A 25,764-nucleotide genomic window follows, 5' to 3' on the forward strand; every position below is an offset into this window, starting at 1 on the left:
GCGTCCTGGCCCTCGTTCGGTGGTCGTGGCGCGTCGATCGATCGATGTCGGAAGTGCGTGGTGTCATCGGCGGCATGGATCTCTCCTTCGCCCTCGGCCTGGTGGTCGGCGCGCTCCTCGCGGGAGTCGTGGCCGTCCTCCTCGCCCGCTCCCGCACGCCCGACGCCGCCCTCGCCCTCGACCTCGCGACAGCCCGCGCCCGCGCTGAGGGCCTGGAGGAGCGGCACGAGGCCGTCGTCGAGCAGCACCGCGAGCACCTCGGCTCCGCCCGCGATCAGATCCGCGAGCTCCAGGAGCAGCTGCGCGTCGTCGCCGAGCGCGAGCGGCACGACGCGCGCATCCTGCAGACCCTCTCCCCCGTCGCCGAGAGCCTGCGCGGCATGCAGGAGGCGGTCGGCCGGCTCGAACGCGAGCGCGCCGCCCAGTTCGGGGCGATCACCGAGCAGCTCGAGGGGCAGCGGGCGGCGGGCGAGCAGCTGCGCTCGACGACCGAGACCCTCGCGTCCGCGCTCCGCTCCACCACGAGCCGCGGCGCCTGGGGCGAGACGCAGCTGCGGAACGTCGTCGAGGCCGCCGGGCTCACCCAGCGGGTCGACTTCGACGTGCAGTTCGGCCTCGAGGGCGAGGCGGGCCGCGGCCGCGCCGACATGGTGGTCCGCCTGCCCGGCGGCAAGGCGATCGCGGTGGACGCCAAAGTGCCGTTCGACGCGTACCTGGAGGCGAGCGCGATCCCCGCGGGCGCCGGCGGAGAGGAGGAGGCGCGGCGTGCGGGGCTCCTGCGCGCGCACGTCCGCGCCCTCCGCGGCCACGTGGACGCGCTGGCCGCCCGCTCCTACTGGACCGGCCTCCCGGCGAGCCCCGAGTTCGTCATCGCGTTCGTGCCGAGCGAGCCGCTGCTCGCGAGCGCGCTCGACGCCGACCCGAGCCTGCTCGAGTACGCGTTCCGCAAGCGCGTCGCCCTCGCCTCGCCGGTGACCCTGTGGTCGGTGCTGAAGACCGTCGCCTACACCTGGCAGCAGGACGTGCTCACCGACGACGCCAAGCGCCTGCTCGACCTCGGCAAGACGCTCTACGCCCGTCTCGGCACCCTCGCCGACCACGCCGAGGGCCTGCGCCGCTCGCTCGAGAAGACGGTCGACTCCTACAACGCCTTCGCCGGCTCGCTCGAGAGCCGCGTGCTGGTCACCGCGCGCCAGTTCGACTCCCTCGACGAGTCGCGCGTCATCGCCCCGGTCGGAGGAGTCGCCTCCTCGCCGCGCCGCCTCACCGCCGTCGAGCTGCTCGCCGCGGACGACGAGTCCGAGCGGAGCGCGTAGGGTCCCGGGTCCCCGCTGAGCGAGCACCGGGCGTGCAGGCCGGGCGCGAGCGGCGCCGTCCATCCGGCTCGACACCCGGACGACCGCAGCTCGCGACGGCGCTCCACCTCCGCGGCTCGGAGGAGGAGCGCCCGCGAGGCGTCTCGAGACCCGCCGCGGCCCCGCCCGCTCGCCTCGGTGACCGAGGCCGGTGTCCTTCCGCGTCCTGCACGCCGAGACGCCGCCGCACTCGACGAGTGCGCCGTCAGCGGAGCGGCGCCTCGGCAGCAGTGCGGCGTCTCTGAGAGAGCGTGACGGCCTAGACCCACTTCTCCGCGAGGTGCTGGGCGGTCACGCGGCGGATGGTGCCCGAGCGGGAGCGCAGCACGATGGACTCCGTCGTGATGACGTGGCCCTCCTTGCGCACGCCCTTCACGAGCCCGCCGTTCGTCACTCCGGTCGCGACGAAGTAGGTGTTGTCGCTGCGGACGAGGTCGTTGGCGTGGAGGACGCGATCGAGGTCGTGGCCGGCGTCGATGGCGCGCTGGCGCTCGTCGTCGTCCTTCGGGCGGAGGATGCCCTGGATCACTCCGCCGAGCGCGCGGATGGCGCAGGCCGTGATGATGCCCTCGGGCGTGCCTCCGGTGCCGACGCACATGTCGAGTCGGGAGTCGTGGCGAGCAGCGTTGATGCCGCCCGCGACGTCGCCGTCGAGCAGGAGGCGCGTGCCGGCTCCGGCCGCGCGGATGTCCTCGATCAGCTGAGCGTGGCGCGGGCGGTCCAGCACCGCGATGCGCATCTCCTCGACGGGCTTGCGCTTGGCGCGGGCCAGGGCGCGGATGTTCTCGCCGATCGGGCGCTGGATGTCGATGATCCCGACGCCCTCGGGCCCGGTGACGATCTTCTCCATGTAGAACACGGCGGAGGGGTCGAACATCGCGCCGCGGTCGGCGACGGCGATCATCGAGAGCGCGTTCTGGCGCCCGGCCGCGGTCAGCGAGGTGCCGTCGATCGGGTCGACGGCGATGTCGGCGGCGGGCCCCGAGCCGTTGCCGACGTGCTCGCCGTTGAAGAGCATGGGCGCGTTGTCCTTCTCGCCCTCGCCGATCACGACGACTCCGTCGAAGTTCACGGTCCCGAGGAAGGTGCGCATGGCATCGACCGCTGCGCCGTCGGCGGCGTTCTTGTCGCCCTTGCCGATGAAGGGCACGGCGCGGATCGCGGCGGCCTCGGTGGCGCGGACGAGCTCCATGCCGAGGTTGCGGTCGGGGTGGAGGTAGAGCGAGTCGTTGTCGATCACAGAGCGGAGTCCTTCGTCGTCGAGTTCGTGCACGTCGTCGCAGGACCCGCGGAGCGGATCCCCATCCCTGCCCGAAGCCTAGTCCAGGGCCCTCCACGGGCGGAGGGACCGCGGAGGGGCGCCTCGCTAGACTCGTCCGCGACGCGGGCCTCGCCCGACCCCCCTTCGTTCATCCGTCAAAGGAGATGCCATGCCCGTCGCTACCCCGGACCAGTACGCAGAGATGCTCGACAAGGCGAAGGCGGGCGGCTTCGCCTACCCGGCGTTCAACGTCTCGTCGTCGCAGACGATCAACGCGGTCCTCCAGGGCCTCACCGAGGCGGGCTCGGACGGCATCATCCAGGTCACCACCGGAGGCGCGGACTACTTCGCCGGCCACACCGTGAAGAACCGCGCGGCCGGCGCGATCGCCTTCGCGAGGTTCGCGACCGAGGTCGCCAAGAACTACCCGGTCACGGTCGCGCTCCACACCGACCACTGCCCGCAGAACGCGCTCGAGGGCTTCGTCTACCCGCTGATCGCCGCCTCCGAGGAGGAGGTCAAGGCCGGTCGCGAGCCGCTGTTCCAGTCGCACATGTGGGACGGCTCCGCGATCCCGCTCGACGAGAACCTCGCCATCGCGAAGGAGATCCTCCCGCGCGTCAAGAACATCAACGCCATCCTCGAGGTCGAGATCGGCGTCGTCGGCGGCGAGGAGGACGGCGTCTCGCACGACATCAACGAGCACCTCTACACCACGCTCGACGACGCGATCGCGACCGTCGAGGCCCTCGGCTTCGGCGAGCAGGGCCGCTACATGGCCGCCTTGACCTTCGGCAACGTCCACGGCGTCTACAAGCCGGGCAACGTCCGCCTGCGCCCGGAGCTGCTCCGCGAGATCCAGGACGGCCTGCAGGCGAAGTACGGCACCGGCGCGCTCCCCCTCGACCTCGTCTTCCACGGCGGCTCGGGCTCGACCGACGAGGAGATCGCCGAGGCGGTCCGCAACGGCGTCGTCAAGATGAACATCGACACCGACACGCAGTACGCGTTCAGCCGCTCCGTCGCGGACACCGTGCTGAAGAACTACGACGGCTTCCTCAAGGTCGACGGCGAGGTCGGCAACAAGAAGGTCTACGACCCGCGCTCGTGGGGCAAGATCGCCGAGACCGCGATGGCCGCGCGCGTCGCCGAGGCGACCCGTCAGCTCGGCTCGGCCGGGAACTCCGGGAAGTAGGGCACCGCTCCGTGACGAACGCACACGATCAGCCGGGCGACAGGCGTCCGGAGCCGCAGTACGGCGAGTACGCGCCGCCCGGCTGGTCGTGGCAGCCGCCGGAGGACGCCGTGGTCGTCCCCGACCCGCGGGGGTCGGAGACCGATCCGAGGCCCGCGACCGCTCCGGCCGCGAAGCCGGTCGCGCATCCCGTCGACCGCCTGCTCACGATCGTGCTGCTCGCGCTCGGCGTGTTCTTCGCCGTGCCGACGCTGCTCGATCCCTCGAGCTTCGCGACGACCCTCCAGGAGCTCTACCGCTCCCAGGGCATCGGCACCTACGCGTCGCCGGAGCTCGCACGGATCCTCGGCGTCGTGGTGGCGCTCGCGCAGTCGCTGATCGTCGCCTTCGCGGTGTGGATCTCGATCCGGCGGCTCCGCGCCGGCAAGCGCGCCGTGCTCGTTCCGATCCTCGGGATCGCGGCGACCGTGCTGCTCTCCCTGATCGTCGCGGCGATCGCCATCCTGGGCGACCCGACGTTCGCGGAGTACGTCACGCGCATGTCGGGCTCGCAGGGCGGCGCCGGCACCGACGTCTAGCGTCGATCCCCGTTCCACCGCACACGGAAGAGGCCGCCGCTCCCGAGGGAGGGCGGCCTCTTCCGTGTCCGGGCCGGAACGCTCTAGGCGCCCGCTCCCGCGCTGATGCGTCCACCGACGCCGCGGGCGTCGCGCTTGCCGGCGACGTCCTTGCGCAGCTCCTTGGGGAGCGAGAACATCAGGTCCTCCTCCGCCGTCTTGACCTCCTCGACATCGCCGTACCCGGCGGCGGCGAGGTCGTCGAGGACCTCCTGGACGAGCACCTCGGGCACCGAGGCGCCGCTGGTGACGCCGACGGTGCGGATGCCCTCGAGCCACTCCTGCTTGATCTCGCTCGCGTAGTCGACCCGGTAGGCGGCCTTCGCGCCGTACTCGAGGGCGACCTCGACGAGGCGCACGGAGTTGGAGGAGTTCGCGGAGCCGACGACGATGACCAGCTCGGCGCCCGCGGCGACCTTCTTGATCGCGACCTGGCGGTTCTGCGTGGCGTAGCAGATGTCGTCGCTCGGCGGGTCCTGCAGGTTGGGGAAGCGCTCGCGGAGACGGCGCACCGTCTCCATCGTCTCGTCGACCGAGAGCGTCGTCTGCGAGAGCCAGACGACCTTGTCCGGGTCCTTCACGACGATGTTCGGCACGTCGTCGGGGCTGCCGACGAGGGTGACGTGATCGGGAGCCTCGCCCGCGGTGCCCTCGACCTCTTCGTGGCCCTCGTGGCCGATGAGGAGGATCTCGAAGTCGTCGCGCGCGAAGCGGACGGCCTCGCGGTGCACCTTCGTCACCAGGGGGCAGGTCGCGTCGATCGCCTGGAGACCGCGAGCGGCCGCGCCCTGGACGACGGCCGGTGAGACGCCGTGCGCGCTGAAGACGATGTGCGATCCCTCGGGCACCTCGTCGACCTCGTCGACGAAGATGGCGCCCTGGCTCTCGAGCGTGGAGACGACGTGCACGTTGTGCACGATCTGCTTGCGCACGTAGACCGGGGCACCGTAGTGCTCGATGGCCTTCTCGACGGCGACGACCGCGCGGTCGACTCCGGCGCAGTAGCCGCGGGGCGCGGCGAGGAGGACGCGCTTGCGGCCCTCGACGGGGACGTCGCGCAGACGCCCTGTGGCGCGGGGCATGCGCGGCATGGGCAGGCTGATCGGGACTTGGCTCACCCCCTGATTCTACGTGGTGCATCCTGTGCCCGGGCCGTCCCGGTGTCGGACCCGTCCCGTACCGTTGTCGTCGCGGGAGGGCACTCCCGCTCCCCCCGTCCCTCCGAGCAGAGGCAGCGATGACCGACGCCCCACCCACCGCCGACGCACCCTGGCCGGTCGGCCTGCTCGCCAGCAAGATCAAGGGCTGGATCGAGCGCCTCGGCACCGCGTGGGTCGAGGGCGAGATCACCCAGTGGGGCGCGTCCGGCGGCAACGTCTACGGGAAGCTGAAGGACCTGTCCGGAGACGCGACGGTCGGCTTCACCGTCTGGTCGTCGGTGCGGAGCCGCCTCCCGGCCGACCTCAAGCAGGGCGATCGGGTCATCGCGCTGGTGAAGCCCAACTATTGGGTCAAGGGCGGCACGCTCTCGATGCAGGTCTTCGAGATGCGCCACGTCGGCCTGGGCGATCTGCTGGAGAAGCTCGAGCGGCTCCGCCGGCAGCTCGCGTCGGAGGGGCTGTTCGACGCCTCCCGCAAGAAGCCGCTGCCGTTCCTCCCGCACGGCGTGGGCCTCATCACCGGCAAGGACTCGGACGCCGAGAAGGACGTGCTGCGGAACGCGCAGCTGCGCTGGCCGGCGGTGCGCTTCCGGGTGGTCCACTCGGCCGTGCAGGGCGACCGGACGGTCCCGGAGGTGCTCTCGGCCCTGCGGACCCTCGAGGCCGACGACAGCATCGACGTGATCGTGATCGCCCGCGGAGGCGGCGACTTCCAGAACCTGCTCGGCTTCAGCGACGAGGCGCTCGTGCGCGCCGTCGCCGCCTGCTCCACTCCGGTCGTCAGCGCGATCGGCCACGAGGCCGACCGCCCGCTGCTCGACGACGTCGCCGACCTGCGCGCCTCCACTCCCACCGACGCCGCGAAGAGGGTCGTGCCCGACGTCTCCGACGAGCTGCTGCGCGTGCAGCAGGCCCGGCTGCGGATGACCGGCCGCGTGAGCGGGCTCGTCTCGCACGAGATCGACCGGCTCTCGCAGCTGCGCTCGCGGCCGGTGCTCGCCCAGCCGCACGTGCTGGTCGACCGGCACGCCGAGGAGCTGACCCGCTGGGTCGCGCGCGGCGCCGAGCTGGTGGACCGCCGCCTCGAGCGCGCGCACCTCGAGGTCGAGCGCCTGCACGGCCACCTGCGCGCCCTCTCCCCCCAGCACACCCTCGACCGCGGCTACGCGATCGTCCAGAACGCGGCCGGGCACGTCGTCCGGGCGCCCGGTGACGCGCCGGCCGGCGGCGCACTCGTCCTCACGCTCGCGGAGGGGGCCGTCGGCGCCCGCTCCGAGGGGCCCACCGGCGATCCCGCCGGCCGGTCCTGAGCCCGCCGCGCCACCCGTCCCCCCTCAGCCCCGATCGATAGGATCAGACCCATGCCCGACTCCCCCGACGCCCCGGCGACCGACTCCGACGTCTCGGGATTCTCCTACGAGCAGGCGCGCGACGAGCTCGTCCGCGTCGTGTCCGAGCTCGAGCAGGGCAGCTCCACCCTCGAGCGCTCGCTCGCCCTGTGGGAGCGCGGCGAGGCCCTCGCCGCCCGCTGCGAGGAGTGGCTGATCGGAGCACGCGCCCGGCTGGACGCGGCCCGCTCCGGAGGGGCGGCCGCCGGATGAGCCGCGCGAAGCCCGCGCGGGTCGTCGCCGAGCTCGGGCGCCCGGAGACAGCGGCCGAGACGGCCGCACGCAAGGCCGAGAACTCCCGGCTCTACCGTCAGCGCAAGACGGTCAACAACCTCGTCTTCTCACTGCTCGCGACCGTCGGCGCGGTAGCGCTCATCGTCCTGCTCGTCCCCCGCGGCGATACCGTGGAGCTCTCCTCCGTCGACGTCCCCCGCGTCGCCGCGCAGGTCCAGCTGGGCGAGGAGCAGACGCTCGCCGTGCCCTCCCTGCCCGAGGGCTGGAAGGCCAACGCGGCCGAGCTCCGCCGCGAGAACGGCACCGACTACTGGTACGTCGGCCTGATCACCCCGAAGGCGGGCTACATCGGCCTGAGCCAGGGGCTCGACGCGGACGCGGCCTGGGTCGCGACGCAGCTCGACCGCCGGGCGGCGACCGGCGTCGAGACGATCGACGGCCGCGACTGGACCGTCTACGACCACCGCGACTCCGGCGACGACACCGGCAACACGCCCTACGCACTCGAGACGACGGAGGGCTCCAGCACCTACCTCGTCTACGGCACGGCCCCGACGGACGAGATCCGCCTGGTCGTCGACGCCATCACCCCGCAGATCGGCCAGGAGGAGTCCCGATGAGCCTCGGAACCAGCAGCACCGTCCCCCGCGAGTCCCGCCCGCCGGCGTGGGTCTGGAAGGAGATGCTCCGCGGCAACCAGCGCTTCGTCGCCGGCGAGCCCCGCCACCCCCGCCAGGACGTCGAGCGCCGCGCCGAGCTCGCCGCCGCTCAGGCCCCGCTCGCCGCGCTCTTCGGCTGCAGCGACTCCCGCCTCGCGGCCGAGATCATCTTCGACCTGGGGCTCGGCGACCTCTTCGTCGTCCGCAACGCCGGCCAGGTGATCGCCGACTCCATCATCGGCTCGCTGGAGTACGGCGTCGCCGTTCTCGGCGTGAAGGTGCTGCTCGTGCTCGGCCACGACGAGTGCGGAGCGGTCCGGGCGGCGATCCAGTCGCAGGCGCCCGGCGCCGAGCGGCTCCCCCCGCACATCGAGCACCTGATCGAGCCGATCATCCCCGCGGTGCGCCGCCTCGTGGGCGCCCAGCCGGACGGCCGCGTGCTCGTCGACCCGTCGGCGACCGACGCGCTGGCCGTCGGCCGCGAGCACCTGCGCGACACGGTCGCCGAGCTGCTCCAGCGCTCCCCGCTGATCGCCGACGCTGTCGCGACCGGGCGGCTCGCCCTCGTCGGCGCCAACTACCGGCTCTCGGACGGCACCGTGATGTCCGATGTCGTGCTCGGCATCGATCCGCCCGAGCTCAGCCCCTACGTCTCCGAGCTGGAGCGCGACTCCGGCTCGGCCTCCTCCGCCGCCGCTCCGAGCGCGGTGGGATCGGATCCCGCGTGAGCGGCTCCGGACAGCACAGCACCAACCGATCAGACAAGGACGAACACAGCGTGGTGGATCACTCCCCGACCGACGACTCCGGCGACTTCCGCATCGAGCACGACACGATGGGCGAGGTGCGGGTCCCCCGCGACGCCCTCTACGCCGCGCAGACCCAGCGGGCGGTCGAGAACTTCCCGATCTCCGGTGCGGGCCTCGAGCCTGCCCAGATCGCGGCCCTCGCCCGCATCAAGAAGGCGGCGGCGCTGGCCAACGCCGAGCTGGGCGTGCTCGACGCCGACATCGCCATGGCGATCGCCGACGCGGCCGACCTCGTCGTCGGGGGCGGCTACGACGCGCACTTCCCGATCGACGTCTACCAGACCGGCTCGGGCACGTCCTCGAACATGAACATGAACGAGGTGCTGGGCTCGCTGGCGACCACGGCCCTCGGACGCACCGTGCACCCGAACGACCACGTCAACGCCTCGCAGTCCTCCAACGACGTGTTCCCCACCTCGGTCCACGTCGCCGTCACCGGCGCGCTCATCGAGTCGCTGATCCCCTCGCTCGAGCAGCTCGCCGAGTCGCTCGAGGTCAAGGCGGAGCAGTGGGCCGAGGTCGTCAAGGCCGGCCGCACCCACCTGATGGACGCCACCCCCGTCACGCTCGGCCAGGAGTTCGGCGGCTACGCCGCGCAGATCCGCCTCGGCATCGAGCGCGTGCAGTCGGCGCTCCCCCGCGTCGCCGAGGTCCCGCTCGGCGGCACCGCGGTCGGCACCGGGATCAACACCCCCGCCGGCTTCCCGCAGAAGGTCATCGCGCGCCTCGCGGAGGAGACGGGCCTTCCCGTCACCGAGGCCCGCAACCACTTCGAGGCCCAGGGCGCGCGGGACTCGCTGGTCGAGGCCTCCGGAGCGCTGCGCGTGCTCGCGGTGAGCCTGACCAAGATCAACAACGACCTCCGCTGGATGGGCTCCGGCCCCAACACCGGCCTCGGAGAGCTGCGCATCCCCGACCTCCAGCCCGGATCCTCGATCATGCCCGGCAAGGTGAACCCGGTGATCCCGGAGGCCGTCCTCATGGTCTGCGCGCGCGTGATCGGCAACGACGCCACGATCGCCTGGGCAGGCGCCTCGGGTGCCTTCGAGCTCAACGTCGCGATCCCCGTCATGGGGACGGCGCTGCTGGAGTCGATCCGCCTGCTCGCGAACTCCGCCGTGCTGCTCGCCGACAAGACCGTCGACGGCCTCGAGGCCGACGTCGAGCACGCCCGCGCCCTCGCCGAGTCCTCCCCCTCGATCGTCACCCCGCTCAACAAGGTGATCGGCTACGAGGCCGCCGCCAAGGTCGCGAAGAACTCGGTCGCCAAGGGGATCACCGTCCGCGAGTCGGTCGTGGACCTCGGCTTCGTCGAGCGCGGCGAGGTGACGGAGGAGCAGCTCGACAGCGCCCTCGACGTCATGTCGATGACCCACCCCGGCTGAGCCCGGCCCTCCGACGGCCCGTCCCTGCGCTCGGCGCGGAGGCGGGCCGTCAGAGCACCAGCCAGAATCCCGTGAGCAGGAACGGTCCGAACGCGACCCGTCCGCGGACGCGCAGCACGAGCACCCACAGCCCTGCCACCGCGAAGCCGACAGCGGGCGCGGCGACGACCTGCTCGGGTCCGAGAGCCGCGAGCGGCGGTGCGAGGGCCGCCTGGAGCTTCACGTCGCCGAGACCCAGCCCGCCCGCCGCATGCAGCACGCCCAGGCACAGCACCGTCGCGAGGACGGCGACAAGCGTCCCCGCCGTGGGCGCGAGGACGGCTCCGACCACCAGCAGCGGGAGCGTGACCGCGTTCGGGAGCCGGTGCCCGCGCACGTCCGCCAGCACCAGCGGCACGCTCGCGAGCGCCACCGGGACGAGGCCGGGCGCCCGACCGAGGTGCGGGGCACCGATCAGGAGGAGCACGAGGGAGCCGAGGAGCAGGGCGGCCCGGTCGAGCAGTGATCCGCGGAGCATCCGCCGAGACTAGGGGGCGACGCCCGCGGGGCGTCGGAGTTCTCCACAGGGCGGCCCGCCGGCGTGCTCGGGCGGCGGCGGGTCCCAGCCCGGCCTCAGTCGCGCGGTGGCAGCGGTCCCAGCAGGAGCGACGCCCAGGCGCCGTGCGCCGACGCGTCGTCGGAGGGGTGGAACTGCCCGGCGAGCACGTCGCGGTAGAGGCGACCGAGCTCCGACCGGCGCTGGTACGCCGAGCCGCCCGCGATCCGGACGGCGCTCTCGACCACGCGGAGCGCTCCCTCCGTGGTGCGGATCTTCACCCCGACCAGCGAGGGGAACCAGCGCGCGCCGCGGTCGACGAGCGCGTCCACGTCGGCCGCCGCCGAGCGCAGGGGCGCCTCGAGCCCGTCGAGCAGCATCCCGGTCTCAGCCACCCGGTGCCGCACCTCGGGGTCCTCCGCCAGTGGCCGCCCTCCCGCCCGGAGGGAGGCCCGTCGGCGGACGGAGGCGACGGCGAGCTCGAGCGCGCGTTGCGCGACACCGAGGTAGACCGAGGAGATCAGCAGCTCGAAGGCCGCGAAGACGGCGAAGACGAAGGGGTCGGCGGTCGGTCCGACGGGCAGCGAGCGGATCATCCGCTCGGCCGGGACGACGACGCCGTCGAGCACCGTCGTGCGGCTCTGGGTCGCCCGCATGCCGAGCGTGTCCCAGTCGTCGCGGACCTCGAGCCCGGCAACCGGCGAGTCCGGGCGCTCACGGTGCACGAAGCCGTGCACGAGCCGCGGCTCCGACCCGCTGTCGTCGCGGCCGAACACGCCGAGCCGCGTCCAAGCGGGCGCGAGGGAGGTGAAGACCTTCGTGCCGGTGAAGCGGTAGCCGCCGTCCCCGAGCGGCTCCGCCCGCGTCAGCGAATCCGAGAGCACCAGGTCGTTGCCCGCCTCGCTGTTGCCGAAGGCGAAGACGTGACCCGTCGCGGCGTCGACGAGAACCGAGCGGAGGGAGTCGTCGCCCCGCTCGAGCAGGAGTCGCGCGATCCCGGTCCAGACCAGGTGCATGTTGACGGCGAGCGCGGTCGCGGGCGCGGCCGTCGCGAGGCGCGTCTGCTCGGCGGCCGCCTGCTCCAGGCCGAGGCCGGCACCGCCGAGCTCCTCGGGGACGAGCAGCGCCAGGTACCCGATCGAGCGCAGCTCCTCCAGGTCGTCCGCGCAGAACGCGTTGCGCTCGTCGTAGTCGGCCGCGCGGGTGCGGAAGCGCTCGAGGAGCGCGTCGTCGAGGATGCTCACCCGTCCACGCTACGCCCCGGTGCCCTGCAGGGACGCACCCGGCCCGGGGATCCTCGGATCCCACGGGCCGGACGCACGGCGAGCCCGTCAGGCGAGCTCGTTCGATTCCAGCATCTCGGTGACCAGAGCGGCGATCGCCGAGCGCTCGGAGCGGGTCAGCGTGACGTGCGCGAACAGCGGGTGGCCCTTCAGCGTCTCGATCACGGAGGCGACCCCGTCGTGCCGGCCGACCCGGAGGTTGTCGCGCTGCGCCACGTCGTGGGTCAGCACCACCCGGGAGTTCTGCCCGACGCGCGAGAGCACCGTGAGCAGGACGTTCCGCTCCAGCGACTGCGCCTCGTCGACGATCACGAACGCGTCGTGCAGCGAGCGCCCGCGGATGTGCGTGAGCGGCAGCACCTCGAGCATCCCGCGCTCGATCACCTCGTCGAGCACGTTCTGCGACACCAGCGCCCCGAGCGTGTCGAAGACCGCCTGCGCCCAGGGGTTCATCTTCTCGGCCGCGTCGCCGGGCAGGAAGCCGAGGTCCTGGCCGCCCACCGCGTAGAGCGGCCGGAAGACCATGATCTTCTTGTGCTGGCGCTTCTCCAGCACCGCCTCCAGGCCCGCGCAGAGCGCCAGCGCCGACTTGCCGGTGCCGGCCCGGCCGCCGAGCGAGACGATGCCGACCTCCGGGTCGAGCAGCAGGTCGATCGCGAGCCGTTGCTCCGCCGACCGCCCGTGCAGGCCGAACACGTCCTTGTCGCCGCGGACCAGCGTGATCTGCCGCTTGCCGGTGACCCTCGCGAGAGCGGAGCCGCGGTCGGAGTGGACGACGAGTCCGGTGTTGACCGGGATGTCGGCCACGACGTCCGTGAAGAGCCGCTCGCGGTCGTAGAGCTCGCTCATCGCGTCGCCGCCGAGCGTCACGTCGTCCATGCCGGTCCAGCCGGACTCGGGGGCCTGCTCGGCCAGGTACTCCTCGGCCGCGAGGCCGATGGAGGCGGCCTTCACGCGCATCGGCATGTCCTTGGACACGACGGTGACCGCGGCGCCCTCGCTCTGCAGGTTGAGCGCGACGGCGAGGATCCTCGCGTCGTTGTCGCCCATCTGGAGCCCGCTCGGCAGCACCGACATGTTCGAGTGGTTGAGCTCGACGCGGAGCGTGCCGCCGCGGCCGACGGCGATGGGGAAGTCGAGGCGCTCGTGCTGCACGCGCAGCTCGTCGAGGCGGCGCAGGGCCTGCCGGGCGAAGTAGCCGATCTCGGGATCGTTGCGCTTCCCCTCGAGCTCGCTGATGACGACGATCGGCAGCACGACGGCGTGCTCCGCGAACCGGAACATCGAGGACGGATCCGACAGCAGCACCGAGGTGTCCAGGACGTAGGTGCGGAGGAGCTGATCGGCCGTATCCGAGGAGCCGTGCTGGACACGGCGGTGGACGCCGCCCTGCGTCCCGGTCTGCGGATCCATGCCCTGGGGAACTGTCACGACGACTCTCCACACTCCGGGGGCCGGAGCCCCCGGCTCATGTCCTCGAGCCGGTCTCATCGGTGCGTGTCGTGCACCGCGCAGTGTCCCTTCGGCGTCTGCGCGATGTCGAGCCGTACTTCTGTGGCCGTCTCGACCAGGCGCTGTACCTGATGACTCGAACCTAACCCGGCGAATGACATCCGTGTGCTTCTCACCGCTACGAATGTGTAACCAGTGTGTGAACGCGCGGAATCCGGCCTAGTAGTCGATGCTCGTGGCCGACGAGATCAGGGCGGCGCGGAGCAGCGCGAGGGTCGCGTCGGTGGTGCCGGCGTGCGCGCTGAAGCGGACGGTGCTCGGACGCAGGCGCGCGGTGACGCCGTGCGCGGCGAGGGAGGCCGCCAGCGGGGCCAGTTCCTCCGGCTCCGGCTCGACGACCACGATGCCGGCGCGCTCGTGCTCGCCGCGGGAGCCCACGACCGCCAGTCCGAACTCGTCCGCGAGGTCGACGATCGCGCTGACCCGCTCCGCCACGAGCGCGGCGATCGTCGACTGCCCGACCGCGGCGACCTCCTCCAGCGCCGACGCGAGCCGGGCCTGGGCGATCGGGTCCGGGTTGCTGATGCTGAAGGCGCGGGCGTCGCCGCGCGGCGGAGCCACCTCGTCCCACGGCTCCGCCTGCTCCGATCCCGTCCAGCCGGAGAGCACCGGGGTCAGCCGCGACAGCGCCCGCTCGCTGAGCGCGAGGAAGCCCGTCCCCCAGCCGGCGCGGAGCCACTTCTGGCCGCCGGTGACGACCACGTCCGCCAGCTCGTAGGGCGCGTCGACGACGCCGAAGCCCTGGATCGCGTCGAGGACGAGCATCCGGTCGCCGATCACGTCCCGGATCGCCGCGACGTCCGCGAGGTAGCCCGTCCGGGAGTCGACCAGGCTCACCGCGACGGTCGTCACGTCGTCCGTGAGCTGCTCGCGGACCGCCTCCGGCGTCACCCGTCCCTGCTCGGTCCGCAGCCAGCGGGGCTCCACCGAGCCGAGAGCCTGCGCCGAGCGCACCGCCGCGAACGGCAGGCTCGGGAACTCCGCGGCCGACAGCAGCACCGCGCCCGAGGCGCCGAACAGCGCGTGCAGGAGGCCGGTCGAGGTGTTGGGCTGAAAGACCACTCTGTCGGCGGGGACGCGCACGAGCGCCGCCGCCGCCTCCCGGACGCGCTCGTCCTGCCGGAACAGCTCGTCGAGGGTGCCGCTGCGCGCGCGCACCAGCAGCTCGACGGCCGCCTCCTGCTCGGCGGCGACGGTCGCCGAGAGCGGGCCCACCCGGCCGAAGTCGAGGTACCCGGTCTCCTCGCCGAAGCCGGCGAGGTAGTCCTCGGTCGTGGTGGAGGTGGCCTCGTTCGAGCTCATGCCGGCCCTTCCGGTCGGTGGTGCGGCAGGAGCCGCGAGGTCAGCTGCCGAAGCGGCGGTGCCGTCCGGCGTAGTCGCGGAGCGCGCGGAGGAAGTCGACCTCGCGGATGTCGGGGCCGAGCGCCTCCATGAAGTAGAACTCGCTGTGCGCGCTCTGCCAGAGCATGAAGTCGGAGAGGCGCTGCTCCCCCGAGGTGCGGATGACCAGATCGGGGTCGGGCTGCCCGCTGGTGTACAGGTGCTCGCCGATGAGCTCCGGGGTCAGCAGGCCCGCGACGTCCTCGATGGAGGAGCCGCGCTTGCCGTGCTCCTCCAGGATGCTCCGCACGGCCTGGGCGATCTCGTGCCGCCCGCCGTAGCCGACCGCGAGGTTGACGTGCAGGCCCGTGTGGGAGGCGGTGCGCGCCTCCGCCGTGTCGAGCGCGGCCACGAGCGAGGGCGGGAGGCCCTCGTCGGAGCCGACGTGCTGCACGCGCCAGTCGGGCTGCTGCGAGACCTCCTCGGCGAGGTCGGCGATGATCGCGATCAGCTCGGTCAGCTCGCTGCTGTCGCGGCCGACGAGGTTGTCCTGCGAGAGCAGGTAGAGGGTGACGTGGCGCACGCCGAGCTCGTCGCACCACTGCAGGAACTCGTGCACCTTGGCGGCGCCGGCCCGGTGGCCGTGCGCGGCGGTCTCGAGGGCCCGCTGCCGCGCCCAGCGCCGGTTGCCGTCGATGATCATCGCGACGTGGTTCGGCAGGGAGTCGGGGGGAAGGCTCGAGCGGAGGCGCTTCTTGTAGACGCCGTAGAGGAGGTCCCTTCCCACAGGCAGTCTCGGCTTCGGCACAGTGACACGGTAGTCGACCCGGGGCGCTCCTCGAAGCCCGGCGGCGCTCGGCGTCGGCCCGGGACGGCGTCGTAGTCTGTCCGGCATGAGCCAGCGGCCGACGCCTCCCCCGTCCGATCCCCGCGCCCGCACTGTCCGCGGCAGAGACGCCGTCGGAGCGGACGGCCCGGACCTGCCCGCCCTCCCCCTCGTCGAGGACGCGATCGAGCACGACTCCTCGGCGGAGGCCCGGCCCACCTGGCGCGGCTGGATCCACGCCGGCCTCTTCCCGCTCGCGATCGTCGCCGGAGTGGTGCTGATCGTGGTCGCGGAGGGGACCGCGGCGAAGTGGGCGGCCGCGGTGTTCGCGACCACGTCGCTCCTGCTCTTCGGGAACTCCGCTCTGTACCACCGCTTCGACTGGAAGCCGCGGACGAAGATGATCCTCAAGCGGATCGACCACGCCAACATCTTCCTGCTGATCGCCGGCACCTACACGCCGCTGGCCGTGCTCGCCCTGCCGCCCGCGCAGGGCACGCTCCTGCTGGTCCTGGTCTGGGCGGGGGCGCTGCTCGGGATCGGCTTCCGCGTCTTCTGGATCGGGGCGCCGCGCTGGCTCTACGTGCCGCTCTACCTGCTGCTGGGCTGGGCGGCCGTGATGTACCTCGGTCCGCTCTTCGAGGCCAGCGCGACGATGATGGTGCTCGTCCTCGCCGGCGGGCTCTGCTACTCCGCGGGCGCCGTGATCTACGGGATCAAGAAGCCCAACCCGGTCCCGGGCGTCTTCGGCTTCCACGAGATCTTCCACGCGCTCACGGCCGTGGCGTTCCTCTGCCACTGGACGGCAGCGCTGATCGTCTCGCTCCACCCCGCCTACAACGCCTAGCAGGGCCCGGGCCCACCGGTGCAGCCCGGGCTCAGCCCTCGTTGCGCTCCGCCTCCTCGGCGTCGAGCCGCTCCTTCACCTGGGCGGTGTAGGTGGTGCGCCGCACGCGCCGGACCATGTCGAGCGCGAGGAGGACGGCGGCCAGAGCGATCACGAGCATCGTGATGAAGCCGAAGAGGCCCGGCGTGACCGTGTCCTCGTTGAACTCGGGACCCGGGGTCGGCACCGTCGTGGAGGCGAGGACGACGGCGCGCTGGGCGCCCTCGAGCAGCCCGGCGATCACGCGCGCACCTCGTCGGCGACGACGACGCCGGAGCCGTCGGGCTCCGGGGACACCGGGGCGTCCCCCGAGGGCTCGGGGTCGGGAGCGATCGGCGGGACGACCGCGGTCGGGCCCGGGGCGAGCTCGGCCAGGTCGAGACCGGCGAAGAGATCCGTCTCGGGCGTCGGCGCGTCGACCCGGCTCTCGACGAGCTGGAAGTCGTCGGTCGGCCAGGCGGCGTCGATCGCCTCGTGCGGGAGGAAGAAGAAGGCGTTGTCCGGAGCGACCTGGCTGGCGTGGGCCAGCAGGGCCGCATCGCGCCGATCGTGGAAGCCGGAGATCACGACCCGCGTGGTCGCGAGGTACGGGGTGTCCTCGTTCCAGCGCTTCATCTCCTCGAAGACCGACAGGCGCGGGTCCTCCGGGTCGATCGAGCGCAGGTGCTCGGCGATCGCCCGCAGCTTCTGGCCGCTGAAGACGCGGTCGTAGTACAGCTTCGAGATCGACCACGGAGCGCCCGTGCCCCGGTACTCCTCGGCGAGGCCCGCCGCGCGGTACGCCTCGACGGCGACCTGGTGGGCGCGGATGTGGTCGGGGTGCGGGTAGCCGCCGTTCTCGTCGTAGCTGATGATCACGTGCGGCCGGAACCGGCGGACCAGGCGCACGAGCGGAGCGGCGGCCGTGGCGAGCGGCAGGCCCGCGAACGACGCTGCGTCGACCTTCCCGTCCTCGGGCATGCCGGAGTCGACGAAGCCGAGCCAGGCGTGCTCGACGCCGAGCGCCTCGCGAGCGGCCGCCATCTCGTACCGGCGGAGGCCGCCGATGTCGCGCTCGGCGTGCGCGCGGGCCTCGAGGCCCTCGTTCAGCACGGAGCCGGCCTCGCCTCCGGTGCAGGAGACCACCATGACCTCGGCGCCCCGCGAGGCGTAGGCGGCCAGCGTCGCCGCGCCCTTGCTCGACTCGTCGTCAGGATGGGCGTGCACGGCGAGGAGGCGCGGAGTGTCCCGCACCTCCGAATCGACGGAGACCTCGACGGCCTGGGACACGATCGCTCGATTCCTCGGGGTTTAATGGGATCGGCGCTCCCGTCCGCGAAGGACGCGCGCCACCCGTCCAGAGTAGACGCATCACCCAGGGAGTTCCGTGGCCGCCCGCACGTCCGAGAGCGTCGAGGGAGCCGCCGCGCCCGCGCTCGATCCGGACGCCGTCCGCGCCGCCGGACCCCTCGCCACCCGCTACGGCCGCACGACGCGCACCCGCCGCGGCAACCGCTGGCTCTTCGGCGGCGTCGCGCTCGCCTTCGTCGCCGTCTTCGCCGCCTGGGTCGTCTGGGCCGGACTCGACGGAGCACGCGGCGGGGTGGACGTCCAGGACACCGCGCACCAGGTCGTGGACGACCGCACCGTCACCGTCTCCTTCGACCTCACCGCGCCCGTCGGCCGCGAGGTCGCCTGCGCGGTCCAGGCCCTCAACGAGCAGTCCGCCGTGGTCGGCTGGCTGGTCGTGGAGTACCCCGCCACGACGGAGCGCTTCCGCTCCTACACGGAGACCGTCCGCACCACCGAGCTCGCGAACACAGGTTTGATCTCCTCCTGCTGGCTCCCGTAGGCTTGCCCGAAGCCCTGACGGACTCGTCGGGGCCTCGCCATTCCCACCGCCGCCTGACGCCGACCGTCCCCACCGCCGGACGCGGACACCTCCGCACGGTGCTGCCGGGCGCCGCGAGCGCGGCCCGCAGAGCAGGAGCCCACCATGGCCGACCAGTCACAGGTGACCTGGATGACCCAGGAGTCGTACGACCGCCTCGAGGCGGAGCTCACCGAGCTGTCCACCAACGGACGCGAGGAGATCGCCAAGCGCATCGAGGTCGCCCGCGAGGAGGGCGACCTGAAGGAGAACGGCGGCTACCACGCCGCGAAGGACGAGCAGGGCAAGATCGAGGCCCGCATCCGCCAGCTGACCTCGCTCCTCCGCGAAGCCGAGATCGGCACGCCCCCCGAGAGCCACGGAGTCGTCGAGGCCGGCACCATCATCACCGCCGAGATCGCCGGCGACGAGTCCCGCTTCCTCCTCGGCAACCGCGAGATGGCGGGCGAGAGCGACCTCGACGTCTACAGCCCCCAGAGCCCCCTCGGATCGGCGATCATGGGCCTGAACGTCGGCGACACCGCCCGCTTCACGGCACCCAACGGGCGGGAGATCGAGGTCCGCGTCGCCAACGTCGAGACCTGGTCCGGCCACTGATCGCACGTCGCGGCGCTCTCCGCGGCGTTGTCGTCGGGCGCGATACCGCCGGTATCGCTTCCTCCTCCGCCTTGCGGAGAACGCCGCGACGCACGATCAGCCCTCTCCAGACGGGGGGCGCCGGCTTCGCGGCGACAGCGTCGGGCGCGATACCGCCGGTACCGGCTTCCTCCTCCGCCTTGCGGAGAACGCCGCGACACACGATCAGCCCTCTCCAGACGGGGGGCGCCGGCTTCGCGGCGACGGCGGAGGACGCGAGATCGCCGTGATCGCCGTGATCGGCTACTTCCCCGCTGTACCGGGAACGCCGCGACGGACGAACCGCCTTCCCCGGACCGTGGGCGCCGGAATCGCGACGGGATCGCGGACGCGGCGCCCTCGAGCGGTCAGTTGCGGGAGATGCGGGGGGCGTAGCCGGCGTCGGTGAGGACCTGGATGACGCGGTCGGCGTGCTCGGGGCCGCGGGTCTCGACGCTGATCTCGATCTCGACCTCGCTGATCTGCAGGCCCCGGCCGTGCCGGGTGTGCAGCACCTCGACCACGTTCGCATTCGCCTCCGAGATGAGCTCCGCGATGCGCGACAGCTGCCCCGGACGATCCGGCAGCCCGATGCTCATCTTGAGGTAGCGCTCCGACGCGGCCAGGCCCCGGCTGATCACCCGCTCCATCATCAGCGGATCGATGTTGCCGCCCGACAGGATGACCGCGGTCGCTCCGGCGTCGCGGATCTTCCCCGTCAGGATCGCCGCGATGCCCACCGCGCCCGCGGGCTCCACCACGAGCTTCGCCCGCTCCAGCAGCACCAGCAGAGCCCGGGCGATGTCGTCGTCCTCGACGGTGACGACCTCGTCCACCATCTCGCGGACGATCGCGAAGTTCAGCTGCCCCGGCTTCGCCACGGCGATGCCGTCGGCGATCGTCGGAGAGATCGTGATCGCGGTCGGCTCGCCGCTCGCGAGCGAGAGCGGGTACGGCGCCGCGTTGGCCGCCTGCACGCCGATGACGCGGAGCGTGCGCCCCTCCTCGGCCGCCTTCTGCTTGGCCGCCGATGCGACCCCGGCGATGAGGCCGCCCCCGCCGATGGGCACCACGATGGTCTCGACGGCGGGGGCCTGCTCGAGGATCTCGAGGCCGACCGTGCCCTGGCCGGTGATCACGTCGGGGTGGTCGTAGGGAGGAACGAAGACCGCGCCGGTGCGCTCGGCGAACTCCGCCGCCGCCGCGAGCGCCTCGTTGAAGATGTGCCCGCTCAGCACCACGTCAGCGCCGTAGTCACGGGTGGCCGCGAGCTTGGGCAGCGCGACGCCGATCGGCATGAAGATCGTGGCCTTGATCCCCAGCTCCCGCGCCGCGTAGGCGACGCCCTGCGCGTGGTTGCCGGCCGAGGCCGCCACGACTCCGCGGGCCCGCTCCTCCGGGGTGAGCCGCGACATCCGGAACACGGCACCGCGGATCTTGTAGGAGCCGGTGCGCTGGAGGTTCTCGCACTTGAGGAACACGGGCGAGCCGAGGACCTGCGCGAGGAAGGTGCTCGTCTCCATGGGGGTGGCGGCGATGACGGGGGCGAGGACGGCGCGGGCCGCCTCGAACTCGTGGAGGGCGGGTCCGACGACGCGGCTAGTCTGCATGCTCTGCGGCAACTCTCTCGGGGGTTCGGGTCGGCGAGCGCCAGGCTCCGCTCGCGACGTACTTGACCATGACGTTGAGCGTGGCCACGACGGGCACCGCGAAGAAGGCGCCGGCGATGCCGCCGATGATCGAGCCTCCGGCCACAGCGAGCACGACGGCCAGCGGGTGGACCTTGACCGCCGACCCCATGATCAGCGGCTGGAGGATGTGGCCCTCGAGCTGCTGCACCGCGAGGACGACGATCAGCAGGAAGAGCGCGATCAGCGGTCCGTTGTAGACCAGCGCGATGAAGACGGCCAGCGCCCCGGTCACCACGGCGCCGATGACCGGCACGAAGGAGCCGAGGAAGACGAGCACGCCGATCGGGATGGCCAGCGGGACGCCGAGGAGGAAGGAGCCGAGGCCGATGCCGACCGCGTCGACGAAGGCGACCAGGATCTGCACCTTCACGAAGTTGGTCAGCGTCACCCACCCTGCGCGACCGGCGCCGTCGACGGCTCCGCGGGCGCGGCGCGGGAAGAGGCGGACGACCCAGCTCCAGATGTTCGGCCCGTCGATGAGGATGAACAGCGTCGAGAAGAGGGTGAGCAGCACGCCCGTCAGCAGGTGGCCGACGGTCGAGCCGACGCTGAGCGCGCCGCTGACCAGCATCCCCGAGTCCTGCTGCAGGGCCGTGAGCGCCTGCTGCGCGTACTGGTTGATGTCGGTCTCGGTGAGGTGGAGCGGCGACTCGAGGAGGAAGGCCTTGAAGTCGTCGTAGGACTGCACCGTCTGCCGGCTGAGATCGTCGAAGCCGGAGTAGACCTGGGTGACGACGAGGAAGAGGAGCCCGCCGATCACCACGACGATCCCCAGCTCCGCCAGGACGACGGCGGCCCACTTGGGCCAGCGGTGGCGCTGGAGGAAGCTCGAGAACGGCACGAGCAGGGCGGCGATCACGATCGCGAGCAGGAGCGGGATGACGATCAGCCGCAGCTCGATGACGAGCAGCACCAGCACCGCGAGCGCCGCGACCACGACGAGGACGCGCCAGGCCCAGGCGCCGGCGATGCGCATCCCGTCGCTCACGAAGGCCGAATCGGCGACGGGAGCGGGCCGGGAGGGGGCGGCCGGGGCGGCGGGCGCGGCGGGCTGGACGGCGCGCGGGCCGGAGGTGCGGCGGGACCTGCCGAGTCTCATCTGCCCAGACTAGGCCCCGGCGCATACCCCGCGCGGTATCCCCGGGGAGTGCTCATGCGGCGGCGCCGACCGCCGCCTGCTCCGGTGCCGGACCGACGGCGACCGGGCGCCGCGCGGGCAGCACGCCGACCCGCTCCCCCGGCTCGAGGCGGTGCCCCGACGCGTGCTGGACGGTGACCTCCTCGCCCGTCGACAGCCGGACTGTCGAGCGCCGCACCGGCCCCAGGAAGCTCGAGGCGAGGACGACTCCGGGCAGGGAGTCGGGAGCGCCGTCGGCCACGACGGCGAGGTCCTCGGGGCGGAGGAACACCGACACGGGCCCGTCGGCCGCCGCCGCGTCGACGAGCGGCAGGCGCACACCGAGCGCGAGGACCGATCCCGACGAGACCGTCCCCGCGACCACCGTCGAGAGGCCGACGAAGCGGGCCGTGAAGGCGGTCGCCGGGCGCGCGTAGAGGTCCTCCGGTGCACCCAGCTGCTCGATCCGCCCGGCGTTCATCACCGCGACGCGGTCGGCGACGGCGAGCGCCTCCTCCTGATCGTGCGTGACGAAGAACGTGGTGATGCCGATCTCGGACTGCAGGCGCTTGATCTCGTCGCGCAGCTGGACGCGGACCTTCGCGTCCAGTGCCGACAGAGGCTCGTCCAGTAGCAGCACCCGCGGCCGCGTGACGAGGGCGCGCGCGAGCGCCACCCGCTGCTGCTGGCCGCCGGAGAGCTCGTGCGCGTAGCGGTCGCCGAGGGCGCCGAGGCCCACGACCTCCAGCGCCTCCCCCGCGGCCGCCCGGCGCTCGCGCGCCCCGACTCCCCGGGTGCGCAGCCCGAACTCGACGTTCTCGCGCGCCCGCAGGTGCGGGAAGAGCGAGTACGACTGGAAGACCATGCCCATGTCGCGCTTCGCGACGGGGACGTGGGCGACGTCCTCCTCGTCGACGAGGATCCGCCCCGCGTCGATCCGCTCGAGACCGCTGAGGGCGCGCAGGGCTGTGGTCTTGCCGCAGCCGGAGGGGCCGAGCAGCGCGATGAACTCACCCGGGGCCACGTCGAACGAGACGCCGTCGAGCGCTCGCGCGGAGCCGTAGTGCCGCTCCACGTCGACGAAGCGCACGCGGGCGCCGGGGAGGGTAAGAGCGGTCACGAGGAGCCTTTCGAGGAACGCGCCCGGCCCGTCGGCAGGCCGATCCGCGCGAGGCGGCCGATCCCGATCAGGAGGGCGAAGGCGAAGAGGAGGGAGAGCAGCGAGAAGATCACGGCGACGTAGGCGTCGGACTTCGACACCTGCACCAGGCCGGTCTGGAGGGTGGTGCGGCTGAGGAGCGAGGCGATCGTGTACTCGCCGAGAACGACTGCGACGGTGATCAGCGCGGCCGCGACCAGGCCCCGGCGCAGGTTCGGCAGGAGGACCCTCCCGAGCACCGCGAGCGGGCCCGCGCCGAGCGAGCGGGCCGCCTCCGAGAGCGTCACGGCGTCGAGACCGGCGAGGTCCGCCGCCACGGCGCGGTAGGCGTAGGGCAGGACCAGCACCCCGTAGGCGAGAGCGAGCGTCCACGGCGCGGAGCCGGCGAGCTCGGTGACCACGGAGTAGACCGGCGCGAGGCCGACGACGAGGACGATGGCGGGCACGGTCAGCGGGAGCAGGCAGACCAGCTCCAGAGCCCGGCGCAGGCGCGGGAGCCGGATCTCGACGAGCAGCATCGTCGGCACCAGCAGGACCAGGACGATGAGGGCGGTGACGACGGCGAGGACCAGTGAGTTTCCGATCCCCTGGAACAGCGAGCGGTAGGCGCGCTCGTTCTCCGGGTCGAGGATCGCCGTCCAGTGCGAGAGGTCGTGGCCGCCGGCGCCGCGGAGCGTGAACTCCGCCATCGCGACGATCGGAACGGCGAACACCAGCCCGGTGATCACGAGCACCGCCCCGGACAGGAGCCGCGCGGGCCTCATCGCTGCCACCGCCGGGCCCGGCGCTGCAGCAGCGCGTACCCGGACATCAGGACCACCATCACCGCGAGCATCCCGAGCGCGAGGGCGCCCGCGAAGTTCTCGCGGCCCAGCACCGTCTCGCTGACCAGCGCGGCGCGGATCTGCAGCGGGACGATCTGCGCGCCCTGGCTGATCAGCGCCGCCGCGGTGGCGAAGGAGGAGAACGCGTTCGCGAACAGCAGCAGCACGCAGCCGAGGAACGACGGCGCCAGCACCGGGAGGGCGACGTGCAGCCAGTAGCCGAGCCGGCCCCCGCCGAGCACCGCGTTCGCCTCGGCCCACTCCGGGCGCAGACCCTCGAGCGCGGGCAGGAACGTGAGCACCATCAGGGGCACCTGGAAGTAGAGGTAGGGCAGGACGAGCCCGGGCAGCTGGTAGAGCCACACGCCGTCGGCGTACAGGTCGACGCCCGCTCCCGCGAGGAGGGTGGTCACCAGCCCCTGCACGCCGATCGTCGCGATGAAGGCGAACGCGAGCATCACACCGCCGAACTGCGCGAGGACGCTCGCCGCCGCATCGACGACGGTTCGGAGCGCCCCGCGCGGATCGGAGCCGAGCAGGGCCAGGCACACGACCGCGCCCAGCACCGCGCCGACGACGGCGGTCACGGCCGAGAGCCCGAGCGACGCGCCGAAGGCGGACAGCACGACGGGATCCCCGAGCGCCAGCACGTTCGCCGTGGTGAAGCGGCCGTCTCCGTCCGTGAATCCGGTCGCCACTGCGAGGACCGTGGGGACGGCCAGGAACAGCAGGACGTAGAGCGCGAAGGGGGCGACGCCCAGCACGGCCGGGGTGCCGCGCCGTCCCCGGGGCGCAGACGCCCCGGAGACGGCCTCGGCGGGAGCGGTGGTCACTGGATCGCCGCGGCCCACTTCTCGGCGAGGAGCGACGAGGCCGCCTCGGTCTGCTCCTCCGTGAACTGGACGAGGTCGGAGAGAGCGGCGCCGACGGCGTCGAGCGCGTCCTGGTCGACCGTGCCGGCCTCGGTCATCGCGGCCAGGCGCACCGGGTAGGCGCCGGCGGCGAGGTAGAGGTTCTGCGCGGCGTCGGAGTAGAGGTACTCCTGCCAGAGCCGCGCGGCCGCGGGGTGCGGAGCGTCGGCGTTGACCGCCTGGTTGTAGTAGCTGCCGACGGCGGAGCCCGGGAGGACGGTCGTCGTCCACTCGCGGGTGCCCTCGTTCGCCTTCCCGGCGGCGAGGTTGTTGTAGCTCCAGTCGAAGACGACAGGGGTCTCGCCCGAGGCGATGGTGGCGTCGGTCGGGTCCAGCGGCAGGAAGTTGCCGGCGTCGTTCAGCTTCTCGAAGAAGTCGATCCCCGCCTGGACGTCGTCGGCGGAGCCGCCGGACTGGAGAGCCGCGAGCTGCACTGCGGCCGCGGCGGCTCCCGCCTGGGTCGGGTCGCCGTTGATCGCGACCGAGCCGCGGTAGTCGGCGCCGAGGAGGTCCTCGAGCGACGTGGGCGCAGGCACCGCGGCCGCGTCGAACCCGATCGACATCAGGCCGGTGTAGTCGTTCACCCAGAGGCCCGACTCCTCCTTGTTCCCCTCGGGGATGTCGTCCCAGGACTCGACCTTGTACGGCGCGAACATGTCCGTGTTCGCCAGAGCGACGGCCGGCCCCAGGTCGAACACGTCGGGAGCGGTGTCCTGCCCGGCGAGGTTCTCCGCCGTGCTGATCTCCTCCGCGGAGGAGACGTCGGGGTCGGCGGAGTTCACGGTGATGCCGTACTCGTCCTCGAAGCCGCTGATCAGCTCGCCGTAGTTCGCCCAGGTGTCGGGCAGGGCGATGACGTTGAGCTCGCCCTCGGCCTTCGCGGCCTCGACCAGGGCGTCCAGCCCGCCGAGGTCCGCGGCGGATGTGGCGGACGCCGCGTCCGCGCCGCCGCCGTCGGACGAGGCGGTGGCGCCGCCGGAGCAGGCCGAGAGCGTGAAGACGAGGGCGGTGCCGGCGGCGGCGACCGCGGCGGTGCGCGACAGGCGCTGAATGGTCAAGGGTCCTCCAGGAGTCGGGTGGGCCGCCCCGGTGGGACGGCCTCGGGCACGGTAGGAGCGCCGCGAGACGGCGAGGGAGCGCGGCGGTGAATGC

At 72.6% G+C, this 25,764-nt stretch carries 26 protein-coding genes; 11 read left to right on the forward strand and 15 right to left on the reverse strand.

The features are described from left to right. The first annotated feature begins 44 nt into the window (after positions 1-44). Positions 45-1,316 (forward strand): DNA recombination protein RmuC, encoded by a 1,272-nt coding sequence (locus C5C54_RS01060; protein ID WP_104262472.1) that lies wholly within the window; start codon positions 45-47, stop codon positions 1,314-1,316. A gap of 298 nt (positions 1,317-1,614) precedes the next feature. On the opposite strand, the gene glpX is transcribed toward C5C54_RS01060, so the two are convergent. Continuing rightward, positions 1,615-2,547: a class II fructose-bisphosphatase gene (glpX, locus tag C5C54_RS01065; protein WP_097165697.1), complete on the reverse strand. Its 933-nt coding sequence runs from the start codon at positions 2,545-2,547 to the stop codon at positions 1,615-1,617. Positions 2,548-2,785: 238 nt separating this feature from the next. Between glpX and fbaA the strand changes: the two genes are divergently transcribed. Both fbaA and C5C54_RS01075 read left to right on the forward strand, forming a co-directional pair. Continuing rightward, positions 2,786-3,811 (forward strand): class II fructose-bisphosphate aldolase, encoded by a 1,026-nt coding sequence (fbaA, locus tag C5C54_RS01070; protein WP_104224414.1) that lies wholly within the window; start codon positions 2,786-2,788, stop codon positions 3,809-3,811. An 11-nt stretch (positions 3,812-3,822) separates the two neighbouring features. Then, positions 3,823-4,389 (forward strand): DUF6264 family protein, encoded by a 567-nt coding sequence (locus tag C5C54_RS01075; RefSeq protein WP_104224415.1) that lies wholly within the window; start codon positions 3,823-3,825, stop codon positions 4,387-4,389. Positions 4,390-4,472: 83 nt separating this feature from the next. Here C5C54_RS01075 and C5C54_RS01080 read toward each other — a convergent pair whose 3' ends face one another. After that, positions 4,473-5,519 (reverse strand): 4-hydroxy-3-methylbut-2-enyl diphosphate reductase, encoded by a 1,047-nt coding sequence (locus tag C5C54_RS01080; protein ID WP_104287611.1) that lies wholly within the window; start codon positions 5,517-5,519, stop codon positions 4,473-4,475. 146 nt (positions 5,520-5,665) lie between these two features. Here C5C54_RS01080 and xseA point away from each other — a divergent pair, with 146 nt between their 5' ends. Genes xseA through C5C54_RS01105 form a run of 5 tightly spaced genes read left to right on the forward strand, consistent with a single transcriptional unit; the run spans position 5,666 to position 10,063 of the window. Next, positions 5,666-6,898 (forward strand): exodeoxyribonuclease VII large subunit, encoded by a 1,233-nt coding sequence (xseA, locus tag C5C54_RS01085; protein WP_104260146.1) that lies wholly within the window; start codon positions 5,666-5,668, stop codon positions 6,896-6,898. 51 nt (positions 6,899-6,949) lie between these two features. Further along, entirely contained in the window at positions 6,950-7,189 is a 240-nt protein-coding gene (locus tag C5C54_RS01090) for an exodeoxyribonuclease VII small subunit (RefSeq protein ID WP_104224418.1), read from the forward strand. Continuing rightward, on the forward strand, positions 7,186-7,830 hold the full coding sequence (locus C5C54_RS01095) for a DUF4245 domain-containing protein (RefSeq protein WP_104225525.1): 645 nt from the start codon (positions 7,186-7,188) through the stop codon (positions 7,828-7,830). Before C5C54_RS01090 ends, C5C54_RS01095 begins: the two co-directional genes overlap by 4 nt. After that, positions 7,827-8,597, forward strand: coding sequence for a carbonic anhydrase (locus C5C54_RS01100; RefSeq protein ID WP_208543312.1), 771 nt, complete (start codon positions 7,827-7,829; stop codon positions 8,595-8,597). The genes C5C54_RS01095 and C5C54_RS01100 overlap by 4 nt, the downstream gene beginning before the upstream one ends. 50 nt (positions 8,598-8,647) lie before the next feature. After that, positions 8,648-10,063 carry an aspartate ammonia-lyase gene (locus C5C54_RS01105; protein WP_104287612.1) on the forward strand — a complete coding sequence of 472 codons (1,416 nt, stop codon included), beginning with the start codon at positions 8,648-8,650 and terminating at the stop codon, positions 10,061-10,063. 49 nt (positions 10,064-10,112) lie between these two features. On the opposite strand, the gene C5C54_RS01110 is transcribed toward C5C54_RS01105, so the two are convergent. The 5 genes from C5C54_RS01110 to C5C54_RS01130 form a co-directional block, all read right to left on the reverse strand. Next, positions 10,113-10,580 carry a prepilin peptidase gene (locus tag C5C54_RS01110; protein ID WP_104287613.1) on the reverse strand — a complete coding sequence of 156 codons (468 nt, stop codon included), beginning with the start codon at positions 10,578-10,580 and terminating at the stop codon, positions 10,113-10,115. Positions 10,581-10,675: 95 nt separating this feature from the next. After that, positions 10,676-11,842, reverse strand: a complete 1,167-nt coding sequence (locus C5C54_RS01115; RefSeq protein WP_104287614.1) for an acyl-CoA dehydrogenase family protein — start codon at positions 11,840-11,842, stop codon at positions 10,676-10,678. Between the two features lie 87 nt (positions 11,843-11,929). After that, entirely contained in the window at positions 11,930-13,294 is a 1,365-nt protein-coding gene (locus C5C54_RS01120; protein WP_104287615.1) for a PhoH family protein, read from the reverse strand. A gap of 258 nt (positions 13,295-13,552) precedes the next feature. Beyond that, complete coding sequence (locus tag C5C54_RS01125) at positions 13,553-14,695, reverse strand: aminotransferase class V-fold PLP-dependent enzyme (RefSeq protein ID WP_104224424.1); 1,143 nt, start codon at positions 14,693-14,695, stop codon at positions 13,553-13,555. A 40-nt stretch (positions 14,696-14,735) separates the two neighbouring features. After that, a complete protein-coding gene (locus C5C54_RS01130; protein WP_279630826.1) occupies positions 14,736-15,500 on the reverse strand; it encodes an isoprenyl transferase in 765 nt (254 codons plus the stop codon). Positions 15,501-15,606: 106 nt separating this feature from the next. Between C5C54_RS01130 and C5C54_RS01135 the strand changes: the two genes are divergently transcribed. Then, a complete protein-coding gene (locus C5C54_RS01135; RefSeq protein WP_104287616.1) occupies positions 15,607-16,386 on the forward strand; it encodes a hemolysin III family protein in 780 nt (259 codons plus the stop codon). A gap of 31 nt (positions 16,387-16,417) precedes the next feature. Here C5C54_RS01135 and C5C54_RS01140 read toward each other — a convergent pair whose 3' ends face one another. Together C5C54_RS01140 and mca are read right to left on the reverse strand one after the other, a co-directional pair. Continuing rightward, positions 16,418-16,669: a hypothetical protein gene (locus C5C54_RS01140; RefSeq protein WP_258063166.1), complete on the reverse strand. Its 252-nt coding sequence runs from the start codon at positions 16,667-16,669 to the stop codon at positions 16,418-16,420. Next, positions 16,666-17,694: a mycothiol conjugate amidase Mca gene (mca, locus tag C5C54_RS01145; protein ID WP_244229458.1), complete on the reverse strand. Its 1,029-nt coding sequence runs from the start codon at positions 17,692-17,694 to the stop codon at positions 16,666-16,668. Before mca ends, C5C54_RS01140 begins: the two co-directional genes overlap by 4 nt. 97 nt (positions 17,695-17,791) lie before the next feature. Here mca and C5C54_RS01150 point away from each other — a divergent pair, with 97 nt between their 5' ends. Together C5C54_RS01150 and greA are read left to right on the forward strand one after the other, a co-directional pair. Next, positions 17,792-18,256: a DUF4307 domain-containing protein gene (locus C5C54_RS01150; RefSeq protein WP_104232767.1), complete on the forward strand. Its 465-nt coding sequence runs from the start codon at positions 17,792-17,794 to the stop codon at positions 18,254-18,256. Positions 18,257-18,400: 144 nt separating this feature from the next. After that, entirely contained in the window at positions 18,401-18,892 is a 492-nt protein-coding gene (greA, locus tag C5C54_RS01155; RefSeq protein ID WP_104225519.1) for a transcription elongation factor GreA, read from the forward strand. 386 nt (positions 18,893-19,278) lie between these two features. Here greA and ilvA read toward each other — a convergent pair whose 3' ends face one another. From ilvA to C5C54_RS01185, 6 genes are read right to left on the reverse strand one after another with little or no spacing between them, the layout of a single operon-like run. Next, a complete protein-coding gene (gene ilvA, locus C5C54_RS01160) occupies positions 19,279-20,520 on the reverse strand; it encodes a threonine ammonia-lyase (protein ID WP_104224429.1) in 1,242 nt (413 codons plus the stop codon). Further along, positions 20,510-21,700: an AI-2E family transporter gene (locus C5C54_RS01165; RefSeq protein WP_104246634.1), complete on the reverse strand. Its 1,191-nt coding sequence runs from the start codon at positions 21,698-21,700 to the stop codon at positions 20,510-20,512. The genes ilvA and C5C54_RS01165 overlap by 11 nt, the downstream gene beginning before the upstream one ends. A gap of 52 nt (positions 21,701-21,752) precedes the next feature. Further along, on the reverse strand, positions 21,753-22,838 hold the full coding sequence (locus tag C5C54_RS01170; RefSeq protein ID WP_104287617.1) for an ABC transporter ATP-binding protein: 1,086 nt from the start codon (positions 22,836-22,838) through the stop codon (positions 21,753-21,755). Then, complete coding sequence (locus C5C54_RS01175; protein WP_104287618.1) at positions 22,835-23,641, reverse strand: ABC transporter permease; 807 nt, start codon at positions 23,639-23,641, stop codon at positions 22,835-22,837. Before C5C54_RS01175 ends, C5C54_RS01170 begins: the two co-directional genes overlap by 4 nt. Beyond that, complete coding sequence (locus C5C54_RS01180; protein ID WP_104287673.1) at positions 23,638-24,534, reverse strand: ABC transporter permease subunit; 897 nt, start codon at positions 24,532-24,534, stop codon at positions 23,638-23,640. Before C5C54_RS01180 ends, C5C54_RS01175 begins: the two co-directional genes overlap by 4 nt. Next, positions 24,531-25,670 carry an ABC transporter substrate-binding protein gene (locus C5C54_RS01185; RefSeq protein ID WP_104287619.1) on the reverse strand — a complete coding sequence of 380 codons (1,140 nt, stop codon included), beginning with the start codon at positions 25,668-25,670 and terminating at the stop codon, positions 24,531-24,533. The genes C5C54_RS01180 and C5C54_RS01185 overlap by 4 nt, the downstream gene beginning before the upstream one ends. Between the last annotated feature and the right edge of the window lie 94 nt (positions 25,671-25,764).

The organism is Rathayibacter sp. AY1F2 (genome assembly GCF_002930885.1).
Classification (GTDB): domain Bacteria; phylum Actinomycetota; class Actinomycetes; order Actinomycetales; family Microbacteriaceae; genus Rathayibacter.

What these genes read in the sequence shown, in the direction of transcription:
- C5C54_RS01175 (WP_104287618.1), bottom strand. Translation starts at nt 23,641, where the DNA reads ATGAGGCCCGCGCGGCTCCTGTCCGGGGCGGTGCTCGTGATCACCGGG.
- fbaA (WP_104224414.1), top strand. Translation starts at nt 2,786, where the DNA reads ATGCCCGTCGCTACCCCGGACCAGTACGCAGAGATGCTCGACAAGGCG.
- C5C54_RS01135 (WP_104287616.1), top strand. Translation starts at nt 15,607, where the DNA reads ATGAGCCAGCGGCCGACGCCTCCCCCGTCCGATCCCCGCGCCCGCACT.
- C5C54_RS01090 (WP_104224418.1), top strand. Translation starts at nt 6,950, where the DNA reads ATGCCCGACTCCCCCGACGCCCCGGCGACCGACTCCGACGTCTCGGGA.
- C5C54_RS01080 (WP_104287611.1), bottom strand. Translation starts at nt 5,519, where the DNA reads ATGCCGCGCATGCCCCGCGCCACAGGGCGTCTGCGCGACGTCCCCGTC.
- C5C54_RS01110 (WP_104287613.1), bottom strand. Translation starts at nt 10,580, where the DNA reads ATGCTCCGCGGATCACTGCTCGACCGGGCCGCCCTGCTCCTCGGCTCC.
- C5C54_RS01095 (WP_104225525.1), top strand. Translation starts at nt 7,186, where the DNA reads ATGAGCCGCGCGAAGCCCGCGCGGGTCGTCGCCGAGCTCGGGCGCCCG.
- C5C54_RS01100 (WP_208543312.1), top strand. Translation starts at nt 7,827, where the DNA reads ATGAGCCTCGGAACCAGCAGCACCGTCCCCCGCGAGTCCCGCCCGCCG.
- xseA (WP_104260146.1), top strand. Translation starts at nt 5,666, where the DNA reads ATGACCGACGCCCCACCCACCGCCGACGCACCCTGGCCGGTCGGCCTG.
- C5C54_RS01060 (WP_104262472.1), top strand. Translation starts at nt 45, where the DNA reads ATGTCGGAAGTGCGTGGTGTCATCGGCGGCATGGATCTCTCCTTCGCC.
- glpX (WP_097165697.1), bottom strand. Translation starts at nt 2,547, where the DNA reads ATGGAGCTCGTCCGCGCCACCGAGGCCGCCGCGATCCGCGCCGTGCCC.
- C5C54_RS01125 (WP_104224424.1), bottom strand. Translation starts at nt 14,695, where the DNA reads ATGAGCTCGAACGAGGCCACCTCCACCACGACCGAGGACTACCTCGCC.
- ilvA (WP_104224429.1), bottom strand. Translation starts at nt 20,520, where the DNA reads ATGCAGACTAGCCGCGTCGTCGGACCCGCCCTCCACGAGTTCGAGGCG.
- C5C54_RS01165 (WP_104246634.1), bottom strand. Translation starts at nt 21,700, where the DNA reads ATGAGACTCGGCAGGTCCCGCCGCACCTCCGGCCCGCGCGCCGTCCAG.
- greA (WP_104225519.1), top strand. Translation starts at nt 18,401, where the DNA reads ATGGCCGACCAGTCACAGGTGACCTGGATGACCCAGGAGTCGTACGAC.
- C5C54_RS01120 (WP_104287615.1), bottom strand. Translation starts at nt 13,294, where the DNA reads ATGGATCCGCAGACCGGGACGCAGGGCGGCGTCCACCGCCGTGTCCAG.